The sequence below is a fragment of the Burkholderia sp. R-40 genome (assembly GCF_049942845.1).
Lineage (GTDB): Bacteria > Pseudomonadota > Gammaproteobacteria > Burkholderiales > Burkholderiaceae > Burkholderia > Burkholderia ambifaria.
Window position 1 is genome coordinate 2,026,454 of the sequence record NZ_CP187967.1, and the last position, 23,202, is coordinate 2,049,655.

Consider the following 23,202-nt stretch of genomic DNA (forward strand, 5'->3'; position numbering starts at 1 on the left):
GCACGACCGAAGCCCGCCCCCTCCCCATGCCGAACGATGCCTCCGCCCCGTTGCTGACCGTGAGTGACGCCGCGTCGCGGCTCGGCGTCACACCGCGCACGCTGAAGTATTACGAGGAGCGCGGACTCGTCACGCCGTCGCGCAGCGGCGGCCGCTATCGCCTTTACGATGAAGCCGATCTCGAACGCTTCGGCCGCATCCTGCGGCTGCGCGCGCTCGGCTTTTCGCTGCACGGCATCACCGAGATGCTCAAGCGTCCGCTGGAAGAAACGGGCGACGGCCGGCGCCGCTATTCGGACGCGTCGCTGCGCGACATCCGCACGGGCCTCGCCGAGCAGATCGACACGCTCGACCAGCGGATCGCGGCCGTCCAGCGCGAACTGAAGGAAGCCGTCGCGCTGCGCAAGGAACTGCAGCACGACATCGACTACATCGAGCGACGGCTCGCGGGCGAAAATCCCGACGCGCTGATCGCGCAGCGGCAGGCCGAAGCCCGCACGCGCCGCGCGCGCAAGGGCCGGGAATGAACGTCGCGCGCGGTCGCTCGCCACTGTGGAGCCGCGCGAACCTGCGCGCGGACCTCTTTCCGTGGGCGCTCGCGCTCGTCACCGGCATCGACTACTTCGACAACGCAGTCTTCTCGTTCTTCGCGAGCTACATCGCAGGCGGCATCAACGCGTCGCCCGACGAACTCGTGTGGTCGTCCAGCGCCTATGCGGTCACGGCGGTGCTCGGCATCCTGCAGCAGCAATGGTGGGTCGACCGGCTCGGACATCGCCGCTACGTCGCCGGCTGCATGCTGATGTTCTCGTTCGGCGCGATCGCGGCGGCATTCGCCGACACGTCGCTCGAGCTCGCGTTCGCGCGCGGCTTCCAGGGCTACTTCATCGGTCCGATGATGGGTGCGTGCCGGATCCTGATCCAGATCAGCTTCAAGCCGCAGGCGCGGCCGCCCGCCACGCGCGCGTTCCTGATCATGATCCTGCTCGGCAGCGCGCTCGCGCCGATCGTCGGCGGGCTGCTCGTCGCGCATTCGACGTGGCGCGCGCTGTTCGCGTGCACGGCGCCCGCGGGTATCGCGTTCGCGATCCTCGCCCTCCTCACGCTGCCCGATTCGGGCAGGACGCCCGACGACGTGCGCGGCTCCGGACATTTCTGGCCGTACATCGTGTTCGCGCTCGCGCAAGGCGCGCTGCAGATCGTGCTGCAGCAGGTGCACTACCAGCTCTACAGCGGCTCGCCGATGCTGATCATGCTGACGTTCGTCGGCGTGGCCGCGCTCGCGTGGTTCGCCTATCACCAGTGGCACCATCCGACACCGCTCGTGCGGCTGCATGCGTTTCGCGAGCGCACGTTCCAGGTCGGATTGCTGCTGTACATGTTCTATTACTACGAGTCGACCGGCTTCAGCTACCTGACCTCCCGCCTGCTCGAAGGCGGGCTCGGCTATCCGGTCGAGAACGCCGGGCGCCTGGTCGGCACGATGTCGCTGATCTCGGCGACCGCGCTGTTCGCGTACCTGCGCTATGCGAAGCACGTCACGCACAAGAAATGGTTCGTGGTGCCGGGTTTCGCGATCGCGATCGCCGCCGCGCTGTGGATGACGCGGATGACGCCGCAGGTCGGCGAGGCCGCATTGATCGGCCCGCTGCTGCTGCGCGGGCTCTTGCTGCTGTTCATCGTGCTGCCGGTCGCGAACCTGACGTTCCGTATCTTCGCGATCGACGAATACACGCACGGCTACCGGCTGAAGAACATCGTGCGGCAACTGACGATCTCGTTCGCGACGTCGTCGGTGATCATCGTCGAGCAGCACCGGCTGGCCGTGCATCAGACGCGGCTCGTCGAGCGCGCGAACGTGTTCGATCCACTGTTCCAGCAGACCGTCGACGCGCTCACGCGCAGCTATGCGGCAGCCGGCCATGCGCTGAACGACGCGCACGCCCTTGCGATCGCGTCGGTCGCGCGGATGGTCGCGCAACAGGCGTCGTTCCTCGCGTCGCTCGACGGTTTCTATTTCCTCGCGGGCGTCGCGCTCGTCGGCGGCCTCTTCGCGGCATGGCAAAAAGAGATCGATTGAGTTAAAAGACAGGCTTTGGATCTTCCCGCGCTGCCTCCATGCTTTCGAAACTGACCCGCTGGTTCGACGACCGCCGCCGCGACCGCGCGCTGCGCAGCCATCCGATTGCCGATGCGTTGTGGCAGGACACCGTGGCGCGCCTGCCGTTTCTCGACGCACTGACGCCCGGCGACCTGGGCCGGCTGCGCGAGCTCACGAGCCTGTTCATCGCGAAGAAGTCGTTTTCGACCGCGCACGGGCTCGAGCTGACCGACGAGATGATCGTCGCGATCGCCGCGCAGGCATGCCTGCCCGTGCTGAATCTGGATTTGTCGCTGTACGACGGCTGGGTCGGCGTCGTCGTGTATCCGGGCGAATTCGTGATCCGCAAGACCGTGCAGGACGAGGACGGCGTCGTCCATGAAGTCGAGCAGGACGCGAGCGGCGAAGCGTGGGAAGGCGGCCCGGTGATCCTGTCGTGGGAAGACGCGCAGATGACGGACGGCCGCGACGCGTACAACGTCGTGATCCACGAGTTCGCGCACAAGATCGACATGGTCAACGGCGAGGCCGACGGCTATCCGCCCCTTTTTCGCCGCTGGCACGCGCCGCACCTCGACGCGCAGGCCTGGGCCGACGTGTTCGAGCATGCGTACGACCAGTTCTGCGCACGCGTCGACGCGGTGCCGGACCGCGCGTGGGCGCGCTTCGAACGGGAATCGCTGATCGATCCCTATGCGGCCGACCACCCGTCGGAATTCTTCGCGGTGTGCAGCGAGGCGCTGTTCGTGCGGCCGCGCGCGTTCGAGTCCGAATTTCCGGAGCTGTACCGGCTGCTCGCGCGCTACTACCGGCAGGATCCGGCCCGCACGGGCGCCCTCGGCGCGTGATGAAAATTATTCGTCAACCATCTGATTTTCTGGCATAATCGCCGTTTTTCGACCTTAGGCAAGTGGCTCGCGCCGGGCTTGGCGTCGTCTGGCAGCGCAATTTTGCGCTCCGATACGGCAAGCGGCGGGTTGGCTACCGCTCTCACCAAGGAAAGACCATGAAAGAAGGCATCCACCCGAACTACCGCGAAGTCGTCTTCCAAGACATGTCGAACGGCTTCAAGTTCATCACGCGCTCGACGATCCAGACGCGTGAAAACATCGAACTCGACGGCAAAACCTACCCGCTCGCCAAGATCGAAGTGTCGTCGGAATCGCACTCGTTCTACACCGGCCAGCAAAAGATCATGGACACGGCAGGCCGTGTCGAGAAGTTCAAGAACAAGTTCGGCGCACGCGCCAGCGGCAAACTCGCGAAGTAAGCTTCGCGCCGCATCCGGTGGTTGCAACGCACCGGTATCGCACAAAAGGGCAGCCCAGGCTGCCCTTTTTTGTCTCTGCTCGCGCCGCAACCGCCGGCCGGCGCCCCGAGGAACCCCCTGACGCGCAACACCCGGCACGTCTACAATGCCGGATGCTAGAAACCGGCTCGACCGCGCGCGCCCGCGCCGGCCGCCCATAACAAAACGCTCATCTGCATGAAGCCTGTCGTCCGTCTCACCGCCTCCGCCACGCGTGCGCTGCCGCGCTGGCTGCTGCTTACGCTCTGCCTCGTCTACGCGGCGTTCGGCCTGTTCGGCCGGGACCCGTGGAAGAACGAAGACGCGGCGGGCTTCGGCGTGATGTGGACGATGGCCACCGGCAGCTGGCACGACTGGCTGCTGCCGAATCTCGTCGGCAAGTTCATCACGACCGACGGGCCGCTCGGCTACTGGCTCGGCGCGCTGTCGATCCGCGCGCTGGCGCCGTGGGTCGACGCGAGCAACGCGTCGCGCGTCGACACGGGCGTGCTGTTCTGCGTCGCATGCGCGTTCGTCTGGTACGCCGCCTACCTGCTCGGCCGGCGCGCCGAGGTCCAGCCGTTCAAGTACGCATTCGGCGGCGAGCCGGAGCCGCGCGACTACGGCCGCACGCTCGCCGACGGCGCGCTGCTGATCCTCGTCGCATGCTTCGGGCTCGCGGAGCGCGGCCACGAAACGACGCCGCAGCTCGCGCAGTTCGCGTGGATCGCGATGCTCGTGTACGGCATCGTGCGCGGCATCGACAAGCCGATGCAGGGCGCGCTGTGGTGGGGCGTCGCGATGGGCCTCGTCGGCCTGTCCGGCAACCCGGTGCTCGTGGTCGCGCTGCTCGCCGGCACGGCCGCGCTGTGGCTCATCACGCCGGAGATGCGCAACCTGCGCCTGCCGCTGATCGGCGTGGCGCTCGCGGCCGCAATCTCCGCGCTGTGGCCGCTCGCCGCCTTCAACGCGGCGCCCGACGACGCCGCGTGGTTCTTCAACCAGTGGATCCACGGCAGCCTGATGCGCTTCTCGGGCCCGCCGACCGCGGTGCTCGGCTATGCGGCGAAGAACCTGCCGCTCTTCACGTGGCCCGCGTGGCCGCTCGCGATCTGGGCCTGGTGGAGCTGGGCCGGCATGCGCCGCCGCGCGCACATCGCGATTCCGCTGTCGGTCGTCGTGCCGCTCGTCGCGCTCGTGATCCTGCAGAGCCAGCAGTCCAACCGCATGTACATGCTGCTGCTGCCGCCGCTCGCCGTGCTCGCCACCTTCGCGCTGCCCACGCTCAAACGCGGCGCGATCAACGCGATCGACTGGTTCGCGGTGCTGAGCTTCACGATCCTCGGCACCTTCGTGTGGCTCGTGTGGCTCGCGTCGCTCACCGGCTTCCCGCATCCGCTCGCTCGTAACCTCGCGCGCCTCGTGCCGGGCTACGAGCCGCACTTCAAGATCCTGTCGTTCATCTGCGCGGTGATCGTCACCGTGTGCTGGTGCCTGCTCGCGCGCTGGCGCATCTCGCGCCAGCCGAAGGTGCTGTGGCGCAGCGTCGTGCTGTCGAGCGCGGGCACCACGCTGATGTGGGTGCTGCTGATGACGCTGTGGCTGCCGATCGTCAACTACGGCCGGACCTACAGCGACGTCGCGCAGCAGATCGCGTCGCATCTGCCGAAGGATTACGCGTGCATCTCGCCGGTGCGGCTCGGTGATGCGCAGATCGCGACCTTCGCGTACTTCGGCGACATGCACTTCGAATTCTCGGGCGAGTGCGACGTGATCCTGCGCCAGGACCGCGCGGACTTCGGCGAGCCGAGCGCGATGTCGCAATACGTGTGGCGTCTCGTGTGGGAAGGCCGCCGTGTTGCCGACCGCGACGAGCGCTTCCGTCTGTACGAACGCATCGAGCGGCCGACGACGCCCGTCAAGCGCCGTGGCCCGCGCCGCCGGACGGTCGATTGACGATGTTCGCCGACATCCGCCGGATCGTCGGTCTCGCATGGCCGGTGCTCGTCGGCCAGCTCGCGATCATCGCGTTCGGCGTGATCGACACGGCGATGGTCGGCCGCTACTCGGCCATCGACCTGGCCGCGCTCGGGCTCGGTTCGTCGATCTACGTGTCGATCTACATCGGGATGACGGGCATCCTGTCCGCGCTGCAGCCGATCACCGGGCAGCTGTACGGCGCCCGGCGCTACGCCGAGATCGGCGAGGAAGTCCGCCAGGCGCTGTGGCTCGCGCTGATGCTCGCGGTGCCCGGCTTCCTGCTGCTGCATTTTCCCGAACCGCTGCTGCACATCGCCCACGCGCCGCCCGCGCTGCACGAGCGCACCGTCGATTACCTGCGCATCCTGTCGTACGGGCTGCCTGCGAGCCTCGTGTTCCGGATCTACAACGCGCTGACCAACGCGGCCGGCAAGCCGCGCCTCGCGATGATCCTGCAGATCGGCGCGCTGCTGCTCAAGTTTCCGCTCAACGTGTGGTTCATCTTCGGCGGGTTCGGCGTGCCGGCTCTCGGCGGCCCCGGTTGCGGGCTCGCCAGCACGCTGATCAACTGGGCGCTCGCGCTGATCGGCTTCACGCTGCTCGCGAAGCTCGACGTGTTCACGCCGCTCGCGATCTTCTCGCGCTTTTGCTGGCCCGTCTGGGTGCGCCAGAAGGCGATCCTCAAGCTCGGCGTGCCGATGGGCCTGTCGTACCTGATCGAGGTCACGTCGTTCACGTGCATGGCGCTCTTCATCGCGCAGTTCGGCACGACGACGCTCGCCGGCCATCAGATCGCCGGCAACATCAGCGCGGTGCTGTACATGACGCCGCTGTCGATCGGCGTCGCGGCATCGACGCTGGTCGCGCGCGCGCTCGGTGCCGGCCGTCCGGACGAAGCGCGCCTGCTCGGCCGGCACAGCGTGATGCTCGCGTGCGGGATCGCGGCCGCGTATGGCGTACTCGTGTTCACGCTGCGCCCGCTGATCGTCAGCGGCTACACGCCGAACCCGGCCGTGGTGGCCGCCGCGCTGCCGCTGGTCGCGATCGTCACCTGCTATCACTTCTTCGATGCGCTGCAGATCACGTCGGCATTCGTGCTGCGCGCGTACAAGGTCGCGGTCGTGCCGACCGTGATCTACGCGGTCGCGCTGTGGGGCGTCGGGCTCGGCGGTGGCTACGTGCTCGGCTTCGACATCGGCGGCATCGCGCCGGCATGGCTGACCGGTGCGCGCGGCTTCTGGTTCGCGAACACGATCAGCCTGATGCTCGCCGGGGCGGGACTCGCCCTCTACCTGCGCCGCGTCAGCCGCGCGGCGCTGTACGCCGGCGCCTGACCCGCTGTCAGCAGCCTACGCGTCCTCCAGCACGTCGGCCGCGTGATACGACGACCGCACGAGCGGGCCGGCCACGACTTCCCTGAAACCGAGCGCCAGCCCCTCGGCGCGCCATGCGGCGAACGCATCGGGGCTCACGTAGCGCCGCACCGGCAGATGGTGCGCGGACGGTGCGAGATACTGGCCGAGCGTCAATACATCGACCTCGTGCGCGCGCAGGTCATGCAGTGTGTCGCGCACCTCGTCGTCGCGCTCGCCGAGCCCGAGCATCAATCCCGATTTCGTCACGAGCGTCGGCCGCGCGGCCTTCGCCTGCGCGAGCAGTTCGAGCGAGCCGCGATAGTCGGCGCCGGGGCGCGCCGCCCGGTACAGCGACGGCACCGTCTCGATGTTGTGATTGAACACGTCCGGCCACGCCGACGACAACGCGTCGAGCGCACGCGGAACGCGGCCCCGGAAATCGGGCGTCAGCACCTCGACGCCGATGCCCGGCACGCTCGCGCGCACCGCCGCGATGCAGGCGGCAAAATGCGCGGCGCCGCCGTCGCGCAGGTCGTCGCGATCGACCGACGTGATCACGACGTAGCGCAGCCCGAGCGCCGCGACCGCGGCCGCGAGTCGCGCGGGCTCGCCGGGATCGAGCGGCTCGGGACGGCCGTGCGCGACATCGCAGAACGGGCAGCGCCGCGTGCACAGCCCGCCCATGATCATGAAGGTCGCGGTGCGCTGCGCGAAGCATTCGCCGATGTTCGGGCACATGGCCTCCTCGCAGACGGAATGCAGCCGATGATCGCGCAGCACGGCCGCCATGTCGGCGACCGCCCCGCTCATCATCGGCCGCGCCCGCAGCCACGGCGGCTTCGGCAGCGCCGCGCCGGCCGCGGGCTCGACGCGCACCGGAATGCGCGCGAGCTTGTCGCGGCTCCTCGCGCCCGGCTGGCCGAGCGCGGTGAGGCTGGGTCGTTCGAGCGCGGCGGCCATCGTCAGTCTCCGAGAAACGCGACGATCAGGCGGTTCACGTCGGCAGCCGCCTCCATCTGCACCATGTGGCCGCTGCCCGCGATCACCTCGGCCCGCACGCCGTCCGGCAAGCCCTGCGCATGCTGCGCGGGAATCACCTCGTCGCGCTCGCCCCAGATCACGAGCGTGCGCGGCGCGAGCGACGCGACGCGGTCGCGGAACACGCGCCGCTGGGCCGCGCCGTCGAACGCGGCGTTCGCGACCTTCTCCAGCGCGGCCTGCACGCCTTCGAGCCGCTTGTACTTGACGAGGTCCTCGACCAGTTGCCGCGTGACGAGCGCGTGGTCTGCGAACAGCGCACCGAGGTGCGGCTTCAGCGTATTGCGGCTGTTGCCGGCGACAAAGCCGTCGATGTAGCCGCGGTTGATGTCGGCGCCGAGCCCGGCGCTCGCGATCAGCGTCAAGGACGCCACGCGTTGCGGCGCACGCTCGGCCGCCGCCATCGCGACCGCGCCGCCCATCGAATGGCCGATCAGGTGCGCGCGGTCGATATGCTGCGCGTCGAGCAGCGCGAGCACCGCGTCGGCCAGTTCGTCGAGGCTGCCGGTGTCGACCGCCTTGGCCGACTCGCCATGCCCGGGCAGATCGAGCGCCCACACGGGCCGGTGCGCGGCGAGTTCCGCATGGTTGAACAGCCAGTTGTTCAGGTCGCCGCCGAAGCCGTGGATCAGCACCGCGGGCGTGCCCGTGCCGTCGCCGAGCTTCAGGAACCGGATCGTGCGGCCGCCGATCTGCGCCTTCTCGGGCTGCGGGCCGCCGCCATCGTCAGCGGCCGCACTCGGCGTGAAATCGCGCTGAAATTCGGCGATCGCCGCATCGATGTCGGCATCGCTCGCTTCGGCCGCCGCCACCACGCCGAGCAGCGCACCGACCGGCAGCGTCTCGCCCTCCTGCGCGACCTGTCGGCGCAGCGTGCCGTCGAACGCGCACTCGACACCCGAAGAGATCTTGTCGGTCTCGACGTCGAGCACTTCGTCGCCCTTCGTCACGCGCTCGCCGATTGCCTTCAGCCAGCCGTTGACCTGCCCCTGCTCCATCGACAGCCCCCACTTGGGCATCGTGATCATGTGAATCGACATCGTGTCAGCTCCTCGTCTTCAGTACCGCCTGCGCGATCGCATCGGCGGACGGGATATACAGGTCTTCCAGCACGCCGGCGAACGGCGTGGGCGTGTGCGGCGCGGTCACGAGCTCGATCGGCGCCTTGAGCGTCCGGAACGCGCGCTGCGCGACGAGCGCGGCGATATCGGTCGCGATCGAGCAGCGCGGGTTTGCCTCGTCGACGACCACCACGCGGCCGGTGCGCGCCGCGCTTTCGAGGATCGTTTCCTCGTCGAGCGGCGACGTCGTGCGCAGGTCGATCACGTCGACGTGGATGCCGTCTTTCGCCAGCTTCGCGGCCGCGTCGGTCGCGAGATGCACCATCCGGCCGTACGTGACGATCGTCGCGTCGTCGCCTTCGCGCACGACGCTCGCCTCGCCGAACGGAATCGCATAGGATTCCTCAGGTACGTCGCCTTCCCGCGTGTAGAGCAGCTTGTGTTCGAGGAAGATCACGGGATCGTCGTCGCGGATCGCCTGGATCAGCAGCCCCTTCGCGTCATACGGCGTCGCCGGGCACACGACCTTCAGCCCCGGGATGTGCGTAAACAGCGACGTGAGCATCTGCGAATGCTGCGCGGCCGCGCGCAGACCGGCACCGTACATCGCGCGGATCACGACCGGCGTCACGGCCTTGCCGCCGAACATGTAGCGGAATTTCGCGGCCTGGTTGAAGATCTGGTCGAAGCACACGCCCATGAAATCGATGAACATCAACTCCGCGACGGGCCGCATCCCGCATGCGGCCGCACCGACCGCCGCGCCGATGTAGCCGCCCTCCGACAGCGGCGTGTCGAGCACGCGGCCCGGAAACTTGTGGAACAGCCCCTTCGTCACGCCGAGCACGCCGCCCCACGCGTCGTCCTCGCCCGGCGCGCCCGCGCCGCCTGCATTGTCCTCGCCCATCACGATCACGCTGTCGTCGCGCGCCATTTCCTGCGCGAGCGCCTCGTTGATCGCCTGCGAATAAGTAATCTTCCTTGCCATGTCTGTCTCCTGGGATATTCGGTTCGCCGTGCCGGCCGCCAGCTGAGGGCTGCCGTGTCACATCGCATTCACGGGTACGACACGTACACGTCGGCCAGCAGGTCGGCCGCGTCCGGCAGCGGCGCGGCCTTCGCCTGCGCGACCGCGTCGTCGATCAGCGTCTTCACCTGCGCATCGACGGCACGCAGCTCGTCGGTCGTCAGCGCTTCGGCGCGCACGACGCGTGTTTCGAAATGCTTCAGGCAGTCCTTCTCGTCGCGCAGCTTCTGCACTTCGCCCGGCGCGCGATAGGTCTGCGCATCGCCTTCGAAGTGGCCGAAGTAGCGCGTGAACTTCACCTCGACGAGCGTCGGGCCGCCGCCGCTGCGCGCGCGTGCGACCGCTTCGCCGAGCGCCTCGTGCACCGCGAAGAAGTCGAAGCCGTCGACGATCACGCCGGGCATCCCGAAGCCGTTCGCGCGATCGGCGATGTTGTCGGTCGCGACCGACCAGCTCGACGCCGTCGCTTCCGCATAGCCGTTGTTTTCGGCCACGAAGATCGCCGGCAGTCGCCACACCGACGCGAGGTTCATCGATTCGAAGATCACGCCCTGGTTCGACGCGCCGTCGCCGAAGAAGCACACGCCGACCCCGCCGGTCTTCTTGTGCTTGGCCGCGAGCGCCGCGCCGCACACGAGCGGGCCGCCCGCGCCGACGATCCCGTTCGCGCCGAGCATCCCCATCGACAGGTCGGCGATGTGCATCGAGCCGCCCTTGCCGCGGCAGACGCCCGTCTTCTTGCCGTAGATCTCGGCCATCATCCCGTGCACGTCGACGCCTTTCGCGATGCAGTGGCCGTGCCCGCGGTGCGTGGTCGCGACGTAGTCCTCGAGACCGAGGTGCAGCATCGTGCCGACCGCGGATGCCTCCTCGCCCGCATACAGGTGGACGAACCCCGGGATTTCGCCGGTCGCGAACTCGACGTGCAGACGTTCCTCGAATTCGCGGATCGTGCGCATCAGCCGGTAGGCGTCCAGCAGCTTGTCCCTGCTGAGCTGTGTCGAAACGGTCATGTGTGTCTCCTGGTAGGTCTGACTGCGAATGCCGCCGCGGCAACGCCCCGGCGACGGATTGCACGGCCTGCGGCCGTCGGTGAAACGTGAAGCTGCCGTCAGTCGCGCCACGCGCCCGCGGCGCGCAACACCTGACGCGACGACGCGTAACGCAGCGTGCGGCCCACATCGACGGTGAGCGGCCCGCGCCAGTCGAGCGCGATCTCGTAGCGATCGCCGCGCGCGACCTCGAGCTCGCGCTCGCCGTCGAACGCGAGCGTGCCGCGCTCGAACGGGATCGTCTGCCACGCACCCTGTTCGAGCCGCTCGCAGCTGCGCATCACGACGCGATCGACGCGGCCGGGGGCGATTGGCGCGACGAGCGGCGTGCCGGCCGCGTTGCCGTCGGCGGCGAAGCGCATCGCGAGCCCGTGCGGCGCGCTGCGCTCGAGCGGCGCCCACGCGCCGCCGAGCGCGGACAGGCCGATGCCGTCCGGCTCCGCGAAGGTCAGGTACAGGGTGTCGATGTCGTCGGGCCCCGAGATCGCCCGCGCGCCGATGAAGCGCTGGCGTGCCGCGCACACGTCGACGAGCGCGATCTCCTCGCGGCCGGCGTTCGCGCCCGCCACGCCGCGCACGACGAGCCGCTTGTTGCGCACGAACGCGATCTCGGCCGGCACGGCGCCGGTCGCGGCCAGTCCTGCCGCGATGCCCGCGACGGTCGCCTCGCGATGTTCGGGAAACGCGTTGTTGGTGCCGGTGGACAGCGCGACGAGCGGTGTCGCGCCGCAGTGCGCGGCGACCGCGCGATGGGTACCGTCGCCGCCGAGCACGACGATCAGCGCGACTTCCCTCCGGCGCATGTACGCAGCGCCGGCGTGCGTGTCGGCAACCGTGTCGGAGATCGGCAGGTCGACGAATTCGACGTCGGGCCAGCGTTCGTGCGGTGCAAGCGCGCGATGCGTATCGAGCGCTCGCATCAGCAGCGTCGCGATGCCCGTCTTGTCGCGCAGGGTCAGCACGCGCTCGACGCCCATCGCGCCGAGGCCGGCAAGCAGGCGCACGACCATGTTGGCTTTTTCCGCGGTCGGAAACACGGATGCATGCGTCGTCAGACGGCGAATGTCGCGCCCCGATGCGGGGTTCGCGATCACGCCGACGGTCACGGGCGTCGTCACGGGCTTGTCTCCATCCAGTGGACCGGCGCTCGCGCACCGGCCTTCATGTGTCGTCCGCCGTCATCGAGGGCGGCGGATCGTCGTCGCCGACGCGATCGCGCCGGTGTTGCCCGTCCTATCTGCAAGCGGCGTGCCATCGCGTGTGCAATGTCCCCGAAACCCTTGTGGAGACTGGCTCCGCGGGGCGCGCACGTCACCGGCACCTGCGGCCGGCCGGCGCGAAGCGGAGCGAAACAGGCCGCGCGTCTCACGTGGTGTATCTGTCGACACGGCGGCTTCGGCGCCGTGATCGTCATTGCCGTTTGACCTGCAACGCACGCGCATCGCGGCGTTGCACGCATCGCCGCGCTCCCGACCACCGTGTTGCCGTGTGTGTCTACGCGTCTCAACTGCGCGAGACGGGCTGAGATGCCGGTGAGACGAACGTCTCAGGTCGCGCGCGTGCTGCGATGCAATGTGATCCGCCGCCGCGGATGTGCTACAAGAGCATCGAAATCCCCGCCGTACGGAACCGGAGCCGACCATGCCCTATGCCGTCCCCCAGGCCCAGCACGCCGACCGTGTGCTCGGCGCGCTCGCCGGGCGCCTGCCCGCGCCGGCCGATTCCGCGCGTCTCGTGTCGTCATGGCAGCGCTCGCTCGAGCGCTACGCGCTCGACCCCGCTTCGTCGATCGGCCCGCGCGTGCTGACCGCGGCCGAGTTGCGCGAGGTGCGCGACAAGGAGGAGGCGTTCCTGCGCGCATCGGGCCAATGCCTGACGCGCCTGCACGAGATGATTCGGGTCGCCGACTATTGCGTGATGCTGACCGACGCGCATGGCGTGACGATCGACTACCGGATCGACCGCGAGCGCCGCAACGACTTCCGCCATGCGGGGCTGCACATCGGCTCGTGCTGGTCGGAAAGCGAGGAAGGCACGTGCGGCGTCGCGAGCGTGCTGACCGATCTCGCGCCGATCACCGTGCACAAGACCGACCACTTCCGCGCGGCGTTCACCACGCTCACCTGCAGCGCAGCCCCGATCTTCTCGCCGGGCGGCGAACTGATCGGCGTGCTCGACGCGTCGGCCGTCCAGTCGCCCGACGGCCGCGACAGCCAGCGTCTCGTGTACCAGCTCGTGCGGCAGAGCGCGGCGCTGATCGAGGACGGCTATTTCGTGCACAGCACCGCGCAGCACTGGATATTGTTCGGGCATCCGAACCGTCACTACGTCGAGGCGCAGCCCGAATGGCTGATCGCGTTCGACGAATGCGGCAATATCGTCGCCGCGAACCGGCACGCGCGCGACGCGCTGCCGGCGCTGCGCGAGCCGCGCCATATCGACGAGATCTTCGATGCGACCGAGATGCCGCTGCGCGACGCCGCGCGGCTCGATGCGATTGTCGCGCTGCGGCTGCGCGCGACCGGCGCGCCGCTCTATGCGCGACTGCGCGCCCCGCTACGGCGTGCGGGCCGCGAAACCGGCACGGCACGGGCCGCCCAGGCCTCACGCCGCCCCGGCACCGCGCAGCGCCACGTCGGCGCGCTGACGCCGTTCCTGCACAGCAGCGACACGCGCGTCGCGCAGCAGGCCGAACTCGCGCTGCGGGTCGCGAGCAAGCGGCTGCCGATTCTCGTGCTGGGCGAAACCGGCGCCGGAAAGGAGGTGTTCGCCCGCGCGATCCACGACGCCGGCGCGCGGCGTGCGCGCCCGTTCGTCGCGGTCAACTGCGGCGCGCTGCCCGAGGCACTGATCGAAAGCGAGCTGTTCGGCTATGCGGCCGGTGCGTTCACCGGCGCGCGCAAGCACGGCGCGCGCGGCAAGATCGCGCTCGCCGACGGCGGCACGCTGTTCCTCGACGAAATCGGCGACATGCCGCTCACGCTGCAGACGCGCCTGCTGCGCGTGCTCGCCGACGGCGAGGTCGTGCCGCTCGGCAGCGACACGCCCGTGCGCGTCGATCTCGACGTGATCTGCGCGACCCACCGCGATCTCGCGCGGATGGTGGCCGACGGCACGTTCCGCGAGGACCTGTATTACCGGTTGAGCGGCGCGACGTTCGAACTGCCGCCGCTGCGCGAGCGCGCGGACGTGGGCGACGTGATCGCCACGGTGTTCGCCGAGGAGGCGCAGGCGACCGGCCACGTGCTCACGCTCGACCCGACGCTCGCCGCGCAGCTCGCCGCGTATCCGTGGCCCGGCAACGTGCGCCAGCTGCGCAACGTGCTGCGCTATGCGTGCGCGGTATGCGACGCCGCGTGCGTGACGCGGCGCGACCTGCCGGCCGATCTCGCCACGCAGCTCGGCGCCGGTCCGGCCGGCGCACTGCCGGACGACGAACGCGGCCGCATCGTCGCGGCGCTCACCGCGCATCGCTGGCGACCCGATGCGGCCGCGAAGGCGCTCGGCATCTCGCGCGCGACGCTGTACCGGCGAATCGCCAAGCACCGGATCGTCGCGCCGCACCGCATCTGATGCCCGCGACGCATCGGCACGCTTCGCATCACGCCGTGTGCGCGGCCGCCTCGGTTTCCGCGCCGTCCCGGCCGAGCGCTTCATCACGCCGCGTGAACACCTCGTGCGCGGCGAACAACGCGTTCAACGCGGCCGGGAATCCTGCGTAGACGGCCATCTGCATGAACACCTCGACGATCTCTTCGCGCGTGCAGCCGACGTTCAGCGCGCCCTCGATATGCACCTTCAGTTGCGGCTGCGCATTGCCGAGCGCAGCGAGCGCGGCGATCGTCGCAATCTCGCGCGCCTTCAGGTCGAGCTGCGGCCGGCTGTAGATGTCGCCGAAGCTGAACTCGACGAGCAGCCGCCCGAAGTCGGGCGCGATCGGCGCGAGCGCCGCGACCACGCGTTCGCCCGCTTCGCCGTCGATTTCCTTCAGCTTGTTCCAGCCACGCGTATAGCGGTCTTCAACGAGTCGTTCCATGGTGTCCGTCCAGTTCAGAGAGTGAATGAGTAGGTTTCGCCCGTCGTTCCGTCTCGCGTTCCTGCGTCTCGTAGTACGCGATCTTGTCGCCGATCGCGTCGAGGCTCGCCTGCAGCTCGGCAATGTGCGCGCGCACCGCATCGCGATGCGCGGACAGCAACCGCCGCCGCTCACCGAACGTCGACTCGCCTTGGGCCCGCAACGCCGCGAACTGCTGCATCTGCGCGATCGGCATGCCGGTCGCCTTCAGGCGCATCACGAAGGCGAGCCAGTCAAGGTCGGCCGGCGCATAGAGCCGGTGCCCGGCCGCCGTGCGCGAAATCGCGCGCAGCAGGCCGGCCTGCTCGTAATACCGCAACGTATGCGTCGACACGCCGGTCAGTTCGGCGACTTGCCCGATCGTCAGCGGACCGGCGGCGGAAGGTTTGGATACGGTTTTCGACATGGCAGGAACAAGGTTAGGAGTTAGAGTTCACTCTAAGTCAAGCATCGTCGCACGGCCAGATCAAATAATTTTCGGTCCGCGCCGTGGACCGCATCGCGGACACCGTAAAGAATGGTCAAAACCGCGGCCCGGTGCAGCTTTCCGTCTTTACAGCGGCGCAAGCCTTCAGCAAGATTCGGTCATGGCCTGTCTTAAAAAGGGCACGCATTTGTCCTATGCTTAACGGCGACGCCCGGCCGGGCCTCGTCCAGTCGTCCGTTGCAACGCCCATTCATCCGTCAGAACCAGGGAGCCCTTGCCATGCTGAAAAAGCTGCTGATGCTGTTCGTCGCGCTGTCGCTGTCGCTTGCCGCCGGCCTCGCCGCGGCCGTCGAAGTCAACACGGCCGATCAGGCCGCGCTCGAAGCGGTGAAGGGTCTCGGGCCCGTGAAGTCGAAGGCGATCATCGACGAACGCACCAAGAACGGCCCGTTCAAGGACGCGGACGATCTCGCGAACCGCGTGAAGGGCCTCGGCACGAAGTCGGTCGGGCATCTCGAGGAGAACGGCCTGACGATCGGCGGCTCGTCGACGCCGCCGAAGGGCGTGAAGCTGTCGAAGCCGGCCGCGACGACGTCGGCGACCCCGTCGGCCACGACGTCGGCAGGCACCGCATCGACGCCGACGACCACGACGACCGGCACGACGGCGACCGCACCGGCCGCCAGCGCGCCGGAAGCGGCGTCCAAGCCCGCCAAGAGCAAGCGAGCATCGAAGAAAGAGAAGGCGGCCGCAGCCGCGGCGGCATCCGCCGATGCGGGCGCGGGCGCGAGCGCGCCGGCCGCGGCGTCGTCCACGAAGGCGACCAAGGGTTCGAAGAAGAAGAGCAAGAAGGACAAGGCAGCCTCCGCCGCCGCGGCGTCGGGCGCCTGATGTGCGCCGCGCGCGCGACGGCGTGCGCGCGGCTTTCGATCAACGGGCGCCGTTGCTGCGGCGCCCTTTTCAGTGAAGGTGAAGAACCATGGGTCTCCTCGACATCGTTGGCGGTCTGATCGGCGGCCAGGCCGGCGGCAACTCGCAAAGCGCGCTCATCACGACCGCGCTCGAATTCATCAACAACCAGCCGGGCGGCCTGAACGGCCTGATCGAGAAGTTCAAGGCCGGCGGCGCCGGCGACATCATCGGCTCGTGGGTCGGCACCGGCGAAAACCAGCCGATCTCGGGCGACACGCTGCAGAACGTGCTCGGCTCCGACGTCGTCGGCGCGCTCGCGACCAAGGTCGGCATCGATCCGTCGCAGGCCTCGTCGATCCTCGCGCAGGTGCTGCCGCACGTCGTCAACGGCGCGACGCCGAACGGCGAAGTGCCGGCTGGCGGCCAGGTCGATACGTCGAACGTGCTGGGCACGCTCACGCAGCTCGCCGGCATGTTCGGCGGCAACAAGCAGGCCTGAGCCCGCACCGCACCGGCTGACGGCCCCGGCAGCGGTTTCGGCCGCTCCATATGCAAACACCCCGCCTGAGCGGGGTGTTTGTTTTTGCGCGCCCGGCGCGAATCGGGCGGGGGGCGGGGGCCGATCAGCGACGCTCAGTGCACGACGCGGTCGAACATGAACTCGCCGTCGTGGACGTCGACCGGGATCACGTCCTTCGGGCCGAAGCGGCCCGCGAGGATCAGCTTCGCGACCGGGTTCTCGATCTCCTGCTGGATCGCGCGCTTCAGCGGCCGCGCACCGAACACCGGGTCGTAGCCGACCTTCGCGATCTGTTCGAGCGCCGCCGGCGACACGTCGAGCGCCATGTCGAGCTTCGCGAGCCGGTCGTGCAGGCGTGCGAGCTGGATCTTCGCGATCGATTCGATGTTGCTGCGATCGAGCGCATGGAACACGACGACGTCGTCGATCCGGTTCAGGAACTCCGGACGGAAGTGCTGTTTCACCTCGATCCACACGGCGTCCTTGATCTCTTCCTGCGGCGCGCCCGTCATCGCCTGGATCACCTGCGAGCCGAGGTTCGACGTCATCACGATCACCGTGTTCTTGAAGTCGACCGTACGCCCCTGCCCGTCGGTCATGCGACCGTCGTCGAGCACCTGCAGCAGCACGTTGAACACGTCCGGATGCGCCTTCTCGATCTCGTCGAGCAGGATCACGCTGTACGGCTTGCGGCGCACGGCTTCCGTCAGGTAGCCGCCTTCCTCGTAGCCGACATAGCCCGGCGGCGCGCCGATCAGCCGCGCGACGCTGTGCTTCTCCATGAACTCGCTCATGTCGATGCGGATCAGGTGCTCTTCAGAATCGAACAGGAACGACGCCAGCGCCTTGCACAGCTCGGTCTTGCCGACACCCGTCGGGCCGAGGAACAGGAACGAGCCGTACGGACGGTTCGGATCGGCGAGACCCGCGCGCGAACGGCGAATCGCATCCGCGACCGCGCTGATCGCCTCGTCCTGGCCGACCACGCGCTCGTGCAGCTTTTCCTCGATGTGCAGCAGCTTCTCGCGTTCGCCCTGCATCATCCGCGACACCGGAATCCCGGTTGCGCGCGACACGACTTCCGCGATTTCTTCCGCGCCGACCTGCGTGCGCAGCAGACGCGGACGCGTCGGGTTGTGCTGCTCCTGCTCTTCGGCCTGCGTGACCTGCTTCAGTTGCGACTCGAGTTGCGGCAGCTTGCCGTACTGCAGTTCGGCAACCTTCTCCAGCTTGCCTTCACGCTGCAGGCGCACGATGTCGGCCCGCACCTTCTCGATCTCTTCCTTGAGCTGCGCGCTGCCCTGCACCGCGGCCTTCTCGGCGGTCCAGATCTCCTCGAGGTCCGCATATTCGCGGCCGAGACGGTCGATCTCTTCCTCGATCAGCTGCAGGCGCTTCTGCGACGCTTCGTCCTGCTCCTTCTTCACGGCCTCGCGCTCGATCTTCAGCTGGATCAGACGACGGTCGAGCTTGTCCATCTCTTCGGGCTTCGAATCGATTTCCATCTTGATCTTCGACGCAGCCTCGTCGATCAGGTCGATCGCCTTGTCCGGCAGGAAACGGTCGGTGATGTAGCGGTGCGACAGCTCGGCCGCGGCGACGATCGCCGGGTCGGTGATGTCGACGCCGTGGTGCAGTTCGTACTTCTCCTGCAGCCCGCGCAGGATCGCGATCGTCGCCTCGACGCTCGGCTCGTCGACGAGCACCTTCTGGAAGCGGCGCTCGAGCGCGGCATCCTTCTCGATGTACTTGCGGTATTCGTCGAGCGTGGTCGCGCCGATGCAGTGCAGCTCGCCGCGCGACAGCGCCGGCTTCAGCATGTTGCCCGCGTCCATCGCGCCTTCGGCCTTGCCCGCGCCGACCATCGTGTGGATCTCGTCGATGAACACGATCGTCTGGCCTTCGTCCTTCGCGATGTCGTTGAGCACCGCCTTCAGGCGCTCCTCGAACTCGCCGCGATACTTCGCGCCGGCGAGCAGCGCGGCCATGTCGAGCGACAGCACGCGCTTGCCCTTCAGCGTCTCGGGCACTTCGCCGTTGACGATCCGCTGCGCGAGCCCTTCGACGATCGCGGTCTTGCCCACGCCCGGCTCGCCGATCAGCACCGGGTTGTTCTTGGTGCGGCGCTGCAGGATCTGGATCGAGCGGCGGATTTCGTCGTCGCGGCCGATCACCGGGTCGAGCTTGCCCGCACGGGCGCGCTCGGTCAGGTCGACCGTGTATTTCTTCAGCGCCTCGCGCTGGCTTTCGGCGTCCTGGCTGTGCACCTGCGAGCCGCCGCGCACCGCGGCGATCGCGGCTTCGAGCGACTTGCGCGACAGGCCGTGCTGGCGTGCGAGCTTGCCGGCTTCGCCCTTGTCGTCGGACACCGCGAGCAGGAACATCTCGCTTGCGATGAACGTGTCGTTGAGCTTCTGCGCTTCCTTGTCGGCCTGGTTCAGCAGCCCGGCCAATTCACGGCCGATCTGGATGTCGCCGCCCGTGCCCGTCACCTGCGGCAGGCGCGAAATGGCCTCGTTCAGCGCGCCTTGCAGCGCCTGCACGTGAACGCCGGCGCGCGACATCAGCGAGCGGGCGGAGCCGTCGTGCTGCGCGACCAGCGCCGCCAGCACGTGAACGGGTTCGATGTATTGATTGTCGCGGCCTGCCGCGAGGCTTTGCGCGTCTGCCAGTGCTTCCTGGAACTTGGTGGTGAGCTTGTCGATTCTCATTTAGTCGAGACCTCCAATTTTCGATTAACACCAAGATGAGGATGCTTATGCGGGTTTCAAGCGAAATTCGGGTTGATTCAGCGCAAAAAACACATGGAGCGGCCTGCGGGCACAGGGCAGCGGGATGCGGGGTGACGCCGGCGTGTCAGCCGGCCTTCGACGGTGCTACCACGGACGCCAGTGCGTCATCCCCGGACGGCTCGGCACGCACCAGCGCGATCGGACGAATGCCCAGCAGGGCGGCGAGCGGCGACGCGGGTTCGGCCAGCTCGCCGAGCGTGTGGCCGTCGAGTTCGGCGAAGAACGCATCGCGCGCGGCCGCCAGCACGCCCTTGAGGCGGCACTGCGGCTCGATCACGCAACCGCGCGACTCGCCGCCGTCGGCGGAAAAGCAGCCGACCAGCGCGAAATCGTTCTCGGTCGCGCGCACCACCTGCCCGACCGTCAGCTTCAGCGAGTCGGGGAACAGTCGCAGCCCGCCGTTGCGGCCGCGGACGGTATCGACCCAGCCGAGCTCGCCGAGCTGCTGGACGACCTTCATCAGGTGGTTCTTGGAGATGCCGTAGGCGTCCGAGATCTCCTGGATCGTCGCGAGCCCCTCGCCGCGCACGGCGAGATACAGCATGACGCGCAGCGAGTAGTCGGTGTAGTCGGTGAGTCTCATGAGCGGATACGGAAAATGATCGATCGTGCCCCGATCATGCGGACCAGGTCGATCGGCGCGCGCCGGCCGGCCGGCGGGCGCGCCTGAAGGCGCCGGGTTGCCGGGATGGCCTGCGCGCAATAAGATGCATGGAATCCACGCATTTTTCAGGCAATGGTCGACGCTATTTTGCGTCAAAATCCGCCCGGCGTCCTGCGCATTCCCTGCGCTGCCGCGCCGACGGGCTCCGCCAACGCCCCGATTTTTCCGGCCCTTTTTGCGATGACTGCCCTGCCCGCCTCGCCCGATACCGCGCCGGCCCGCCCCCGCGACGCCGAACCGACCGAAGACAATATCCGCGACCTCGTGTACGCGTTCTACGACCGCGTGCGCGCCGATCCGCTGCTTGGGCCCGTATTCGACGCGAAGCTGGAGGGCCGCTGGGACGACCATCTGCGGAAGATGGTCAGCTTCTGGTCGAGCCTCGTGCTCGGCACCAAAGGCTATCGCGGCAACGTGCAGCAGGCGCACCAGCCGCTCGACGGGATCGAGCCCGCGCATTTCAGCCGCTGGCTGTCGCTGTTCCTGAAGACCGTCGAGGGGCGCTACACGCCGCCCGCGGCGATCCGCTTCATGGAACCCGCGCTGCGGATCGCGCAGAGCCTGCAGCTGAGCCGTTTCGGCTGGGACTATCAGATTCCGCCCGAGCAGCAGGCGTTGCTCGATGCGGTCGCGCCGCGCCGCCGCGACGCGGGCGATGATCCTGACGCGCTGCCGTCGCGCGCCCGCGGCGAGCCGTTTCCGACGAAGATCATCGGGCGCGGCGTCGATCCGGACGCCTGACACGGCGATTCGCGACGCTTGAACGCCGGAGCGCCGGAGCACCCGCGGCACAATGCCGCACGACGCGAATGCCGCACTCAGCGCCGCGTGTTACCCGATTCGACGCCCCAGCGCGCGAGCGCCGCATCGTCGGCGCTGCGGGCGTCGACCCAGCGTTCGCCGTCCGGCGTCGTTTCCTTTTTCCAGAACGGCGCCTCGGTCTTCAGGTAATCCATCACGAACTCGCACGACGCGAACGCGTCGCCGCGGTGCGACGCGACGGTGGCGACCATCACGATCTGGTCGAGCGGCAGCAGGCGGCCGACCCGATGCACGATCGCGACGTCGATGCCGGGCCAGCGCCGGCCGGCCTCGGCGGCGATCTTCTCGAGCGCCTTCTCGGTCATCCCCGGATAGTGCTCGAGCTCCATCGCGGCAACCGAATCGCCTTCGTTCAGGTCACGCACGGTGCCGACGAAGCACGCGACCGCACCGATTTTCGGATTGCGCGCGCGCAATGCCGCCACTTCGGCGTTCAGGTCGAAATCGTCGGTCTGGATTCGTATCGTTGCCATGACACCCCCCTCATCCGCCCGTCACCGGCGGAAAAAACGCGACCTCGCAGCCGTCGGTGAGCCGCGTGTCGGGGTCGGTCATCTCGTGATTGCACGCCATGCGCAACGCGCGCCCTTCGGCGAGCGTCTCGGCCCACGCGCCGCCGCGCAGGCGCAGCCATGCGCGCACGTCACCGACGGTCGTCACGCCGTCGGGCACGTCGGCCTGCTCGTCGGACACGCCCAGCGCCTCGCGCACGCTTGCAAAGAATTTCAGCTGAATCTTCATAGGTCTGGAAGCCGTCGCGTTACGACAGCAGTTCGGAAAACGGAATGAAACGCACGGTCTCGCCCGCGCTGATCGCGTGCTGCGGCGGATTGTCGATCAGGCCATCGCCCCAGACCGTCGACGTCAGCACCGCCGAACTCTGGTTCGGGAACAGGTCGAGGCCGCCGGCCGCATTGACGCGCGCGCGCAGGAATTCGTTGCGCCGGTCGCCCTTGCTTTGCGAGAAATCCGCCCGCAGCGACAGCGCTCGCGGCGCGACGTCACGCACGCCGGACAGGCGCAGCAGGAACGGCCGCACGAACAGCAGGAACGTGACGAAGCTCGACACGGGGTTGCCCGGCAGCCCGATGAAGTGCGCATCGGGACGCTCGTCGCCGCGGCGCACCGCGCCGAACGCGAGCGGCTTGCCGGGCTTCATCGCGATCTGCCACAGCGAGAGCCGCCCTTCGGCCTCGACGGCCGGCTTCACGTGATCCTCGTCGCCGACCGATACGCCGCCGCTCGTCAGGATTACGTCGTGATCGCGCGCGGCCTCGCGCAGCGTGTCGCGGGTCGCCGCGAGCGAGTCGGGCACGATCCCGTAGTCGGTCACGTGGCAGCCGAGCCGCTCCAGCAGCCCGCGCAGCGTGAAGCGGTTCGAGTTGTAGATCGCGCCGGGCTTCAGCGGCTCGCCCGGCATCGTCAGTTCGTCACCGGTGAAGAACACCGCGACCCGCGGCCGCCGCGCGACCGACAGCCGCGCGCAGCCGACCGACGCGGCCAGGCCGAGCGCCTGCGGCGTGAGCCGCGTGCCGGCCGGCAGGATCACCGAACCCTGGCGGATGTCCGCGCCCTGCGCGGTGATCCATTCACCGGCCTTCGGCGTATGCAGGATCTCGACCGCGTCATCGTCGGCCGACGCCTGTTCCTGCATCACGACGGCGTCGGCGCCGGGCGGCACCGTCGCACCGGTGAAGATCCGGGCGGCCGTGCCCGCCGCGAGCGGCGCGGCCGGATGGCCGGCCGGGATCCGCTGCGACACCGGCAAGCGCCGCTCGCCGTGCAGCAGGTCGGCGACCCGCACCGCATAGCCGTCCATCGCGCTCGTATGCATCGGCGGCACGTCGAGCGGCGAGCTCACGTCGGCTGCCAGCACGCGGCCGAGCGCGTCGAGCGTGGCGACGGTTTCGGCGCCGGGCAGTGGCTTCGCGGCATCGAGCAGCGCGGCGAGCGCTTCCGCGGTCGACAGCATCGGCGCGCGCGGCGCCACGGAATTCGGGTTCGACATCGGGGGAATCGGGGATCGTTGGAGTCAATACGTCATTGTAGCGACGCCGTCGCGCGCACGTGCGATATGGCGGACATGCG

General features: G+C 68.6%; 22 protein-coding genes. 10 read left to right on the forward strand and 12 right to left on the reverse strand.

From position 1 onward, the window contains the following. Positions 1-26: 26 nt before the first annotated feature. The 6 genes from ACP26O_RS09340 (at position 27) to ACP26O_RS09365 (ending at position 6,703) form a co-directional block, all read left to right on the forward strand. Positions 27-527, forward strand: a complete 501-nt coding sequence (locus ACP26O_RS09340) for a MerR family transcriptional regulator (RefSeq protein ID WP_175664811.1) — start codon at positions 27-29, stop codon at positions 525-527. Further along, a complete protein-coding gene (locus ACP26O_RS09345) occupies positions 524-2,080 on the forward strand; it encodes an MFS transporter (RefSeq protein ID WP_175664812.1) in 1,557 nt (518 codons plus the stop codon). The genes ACP26O_RS09340 and ACP26O_RS09345 overlap by 4 nt, the downstream gene beginning before the upstream one ends. A 38-nt stretch (positions 2,081-2,118) precedes the next feature. Further along, positions 2,119-2,949, forward strand: coding sequence for a zinc-dependent peptidase (locus tag ACP26O_RS09350; protein WP_175664813.1), 831 nt, complete (start codon positions 2,119-2,121; stop codon positions 2,947-2,949). Between the two features lie 158 nt (positions 2,950-3,107). After that, entirely contained in the window at positions 3,108-3,371 is a 264-nt protein-coding gene (locus tag ACP26O_RS09355; protein WP_006761151.1) for a type B 50S ribosomal protein L31, read from the forward strand. A gap of 216 nt (positions 3,372-3,587) precedes the next feature. Further along, positions 3,588-5,345 carry an ArnT family glycosyltransferase gene (locus ACP26O_RS09360; RefSeq protein WP_426356236.1) on the forward strand — a complete coding sequence of 586 codons (1,758 nt, stop codon included), beginning with the start codon at positions 3,588-3,590 and terminating at the stop codon, positions 5,343-5,345. 2 nt (positions 5,346-5,347) lie between these two features. Continuing rightward, on the forward strand, positions 5,348-6,703 hold the full coding sequence (locus ACP26O_RS09365) for an MATE family efflux transporter (RefSeq protein WP_175664814.1): 1,356 nt from the start codon (positions 5,348-5,350) through the stop codon (positions 6,701-6,703). Between the two features lie 15 nt (positions 6,704-6,718). Here ACP26O_RS09365 and lipA read toward each other — a convergent pair whose 3' ends face one another. The 5 genes from lipA to ACP26O_RS09390 form a co-directional block, all read right to left on the reverse strand. Further along, positions 6,719-7,684 (reverse strand): lipoyl synthase, encoded by a 966-nt coding sequence (gene lipA / locus ACP26O_RS09370; protein WP_175664815.1) that lies wholly within the window; start codon positions 7,682-7,684, stop codon positions 6,719-6,721. 2 nt (positions 7,685-7,686) lie between these two features. Further along, on the reverse strand, positions 7,687-8,802 hold the full coding sequence (locus ACP26O_RS09375) for an acetoin dehydrogenase dihydrolipoyllysine-residue acetyltransferase subunit (RefSeq protein WP_175664816.1): 1,116 nt from the start codon (positions 8,800-8,802) through the stop codon (positions 7,687-7,689). Between the two features lie 4 nt (positions 8,803-8,806). Beyond that, positions 8,807-9,811, reverse strand: a complete 1,005-nt coding sequence (locus ACP26O_RS09380; RefSeq protein ID WP_126227995.1) for an alpha-ketoacid dehydrogenase subunit beta — start codon at positions 9,809-9,811, stop codon at positions 8,807-8,809. A 68-nt stretch (positions 9,812-9,879) separates the two neighbouring features. Further along, positions 9,880-10,863 (reverse strand): thiamine pyrophosphate-dependent dehydrogenase E1 component subunit alpha, encoded by a 984-nt coding sequence (locus ACP26O_RS09385; RefSeq protein WP_011657041.1) that lies wholly within the window; start codon positions 10,861-10,863, stop codon positions 9,880-9,882. Positions 10,864-10,961: 98 nt separating this feature from the next. After that, positions 10,962-12,020 carry an ATP-NAD kinase family protein gene (locus ACP26O_RS09390; RefSeq protein ID WP_175664817.1) on the reverse strand — a complete coding sequence of 353 codons (1,059 nt, stop codon included), beginning with the start codon at positions 12,018-12,020 and terminating at the stop codon, positions 10,962-10,964. A gap of 523 nt (positions 12,021-12,543) precedes the next feature. Here ACP26O_RS09390 and ACP26O_RS09395 point away from each other — a divergent pair. After that, on the forward strand, positions 12,544-14,475 hold the full coding sequence (locus ACP26O_RS09395) for a sigma-54-dependent Fis family transcriptional regulator (RefSeq protein WP_175664818.1): 1,932 nt from the start codon (positions 12,544-12,546) through the stop codon (positions 14,473-14,475). 28 nt (positions 14,476-14,503) lie between these two features. Here ACP26O_RS09395 and ACP26O_RS09400 read toward each other — a convergent pair whose 3' ends face one another. Further along, entirely contained in the window at positions 14,504-14,938 is a 435-nt protein-coding gene (locus ACP26O_RS09400; protein ID WP_011657044.1) for a carboxymuconolactone decarboxylase family protein, read from the reverse strand. Further along, complete coding sequence (locus ACP26O_RS09405; RefSeq protein ID WP_175664819.1) at positions 14,922-15,383, reverse strand: MerR family transcriptional regulator; 462 nt, start codon at positions 15,381-15,383, stop codon at positions 14,922-14,924. The genes ACP26O_RS09400 and ACP26O_RS09405 overlap by 17 nt, the downstream gene beginning before the upstream one ends. A 300-nt stretch (positions 15,384-15,683) precedes the next feature. On the opposite strand from ACP26O_RS09405, the gene ACP26O_RS09410 reads away from it, so the two are divergent. Together ACP26O_RS09410 and ACP26O_RS09415 are read left to right on the forward strand one after the other, a co-directional pair. Continuing rightward, on the forward strand, positions 15,684-16,295 hold the full coding sequence (locus ACP26O_RS09410) for a ComEA family DNA-binding protein (protein WP_175664820.1): 612 nt from the start codon (positions 15,684-15,686) through the stop codon (positions 16,293-16,295). A gap of 88 nt (positions 16,296-16,383) precedes the next feature. Beyond that, complete coding sequence (locus ACP26O_RS09415) at positions 16,384-16,815, forward strand: YidB family protein (RefSeq protein WP_166724682.1); 432 nt, start codon at positions 16,384-16,386, stop codon at positions 16,813-16,815. A gap of 134 nt (positions 16,816-16,949) precedes the next feature. On the opposite strand, the gene clpB is transcribed toward ACP26O_RS09415, so the two are convergent. Together clpB and ACP26O_RS09425 are read right to left on the reverse strand one after the other, a co-directional pair. After that, on the reverse strand, positions 16,950-19,547 hold the full coding sequence (gene clpB / locus ACP26O_RS09420; protein ID WP_011657048.1) for an ATP-dependent chaperone ClpB: 2,598 nt from the start codon (positions 19,545-19,547) through the stop codon (positions 16,950-16,952). A 145-nt stretch (positions 19,548-19,692) separates the two neighbouring features. Beyond that, positions 19,693-20,211, reverse strand: coding sequence for an Rrf2 family transcriptional regulator (locus ACP26O_RS09425; protein ID WP_175664821.1), 519 nt, complete (start codon positions 20,209-20,211; stop codon positions 19,693-19,695). A 261-nt stretch (positions 20,212-20,472) separates the two neighbouring features. Between ACP26O_RS09425 and ACP26O_RS09430 the strand changes: the two genes are divergently transcribed. Beyond that, positions 20,473-21,033: a group III truncated hemoglobin gene (locus ACP26O_RS09430; RefSeq protein ID WP_175664822.1), complete on the forward strand. Its 561-nt coding sequence runs from the start codon at positions 20,473-20,475 to the stop codon at positions 21,031-21,033. 77 nt (positions 21,034-21,110) lie between these two features. On the opposite strand, the gene ACP26O_RS09435 is transcribed toward ACP26O_RS09430, so the two are convergent. From ACP26O_RS09435 to glp, 3 genes are read right to left on the reverse strand one after another with little or no spacing between them, the layout of a single operon-like run. Further along, on the reverse strand, positions 21,111-21,587 hold the full coding sequence (locus tag ACP26O_RS09435) for a molybdenum cofactor biosynthesis protein MoaE (protein WP_011657050.1): 477 nt from the start codon (positions 21,585-21,587) through the stop codon (positions 21,111-21,113). Positions 21,588-21,597: 10 nt separating this feature from the next. Continuing rightward, positions 21,598-21,855, reverse strand: a complete 258-nt coding sequence (moaD, locus tag ACP26O_RS09440; protein ID WP_006758354.1) for a molybdopterin converting factor subunit 1 — start codon at positions 21,853-21,855, stop codon at positions 21,598-21,600. Positions 21,856-21,874: 19 nt separating this feature from the next. After that, the gene (gene glp, locus ACP26O_RS09445) at positions 21,875-23,122 is read right to left on the reverse strand and encodes a molybdopterin molybdotransferase MoeA (protein WP_175664823.1); all 1,248 of its coding nucleotides are present in this window, start codon (positions 23,120-23,122) and stop codon (positions 21,875-21,877) included. Positions 23,123-23,202 lie beyond the last annotated feature (80 nt).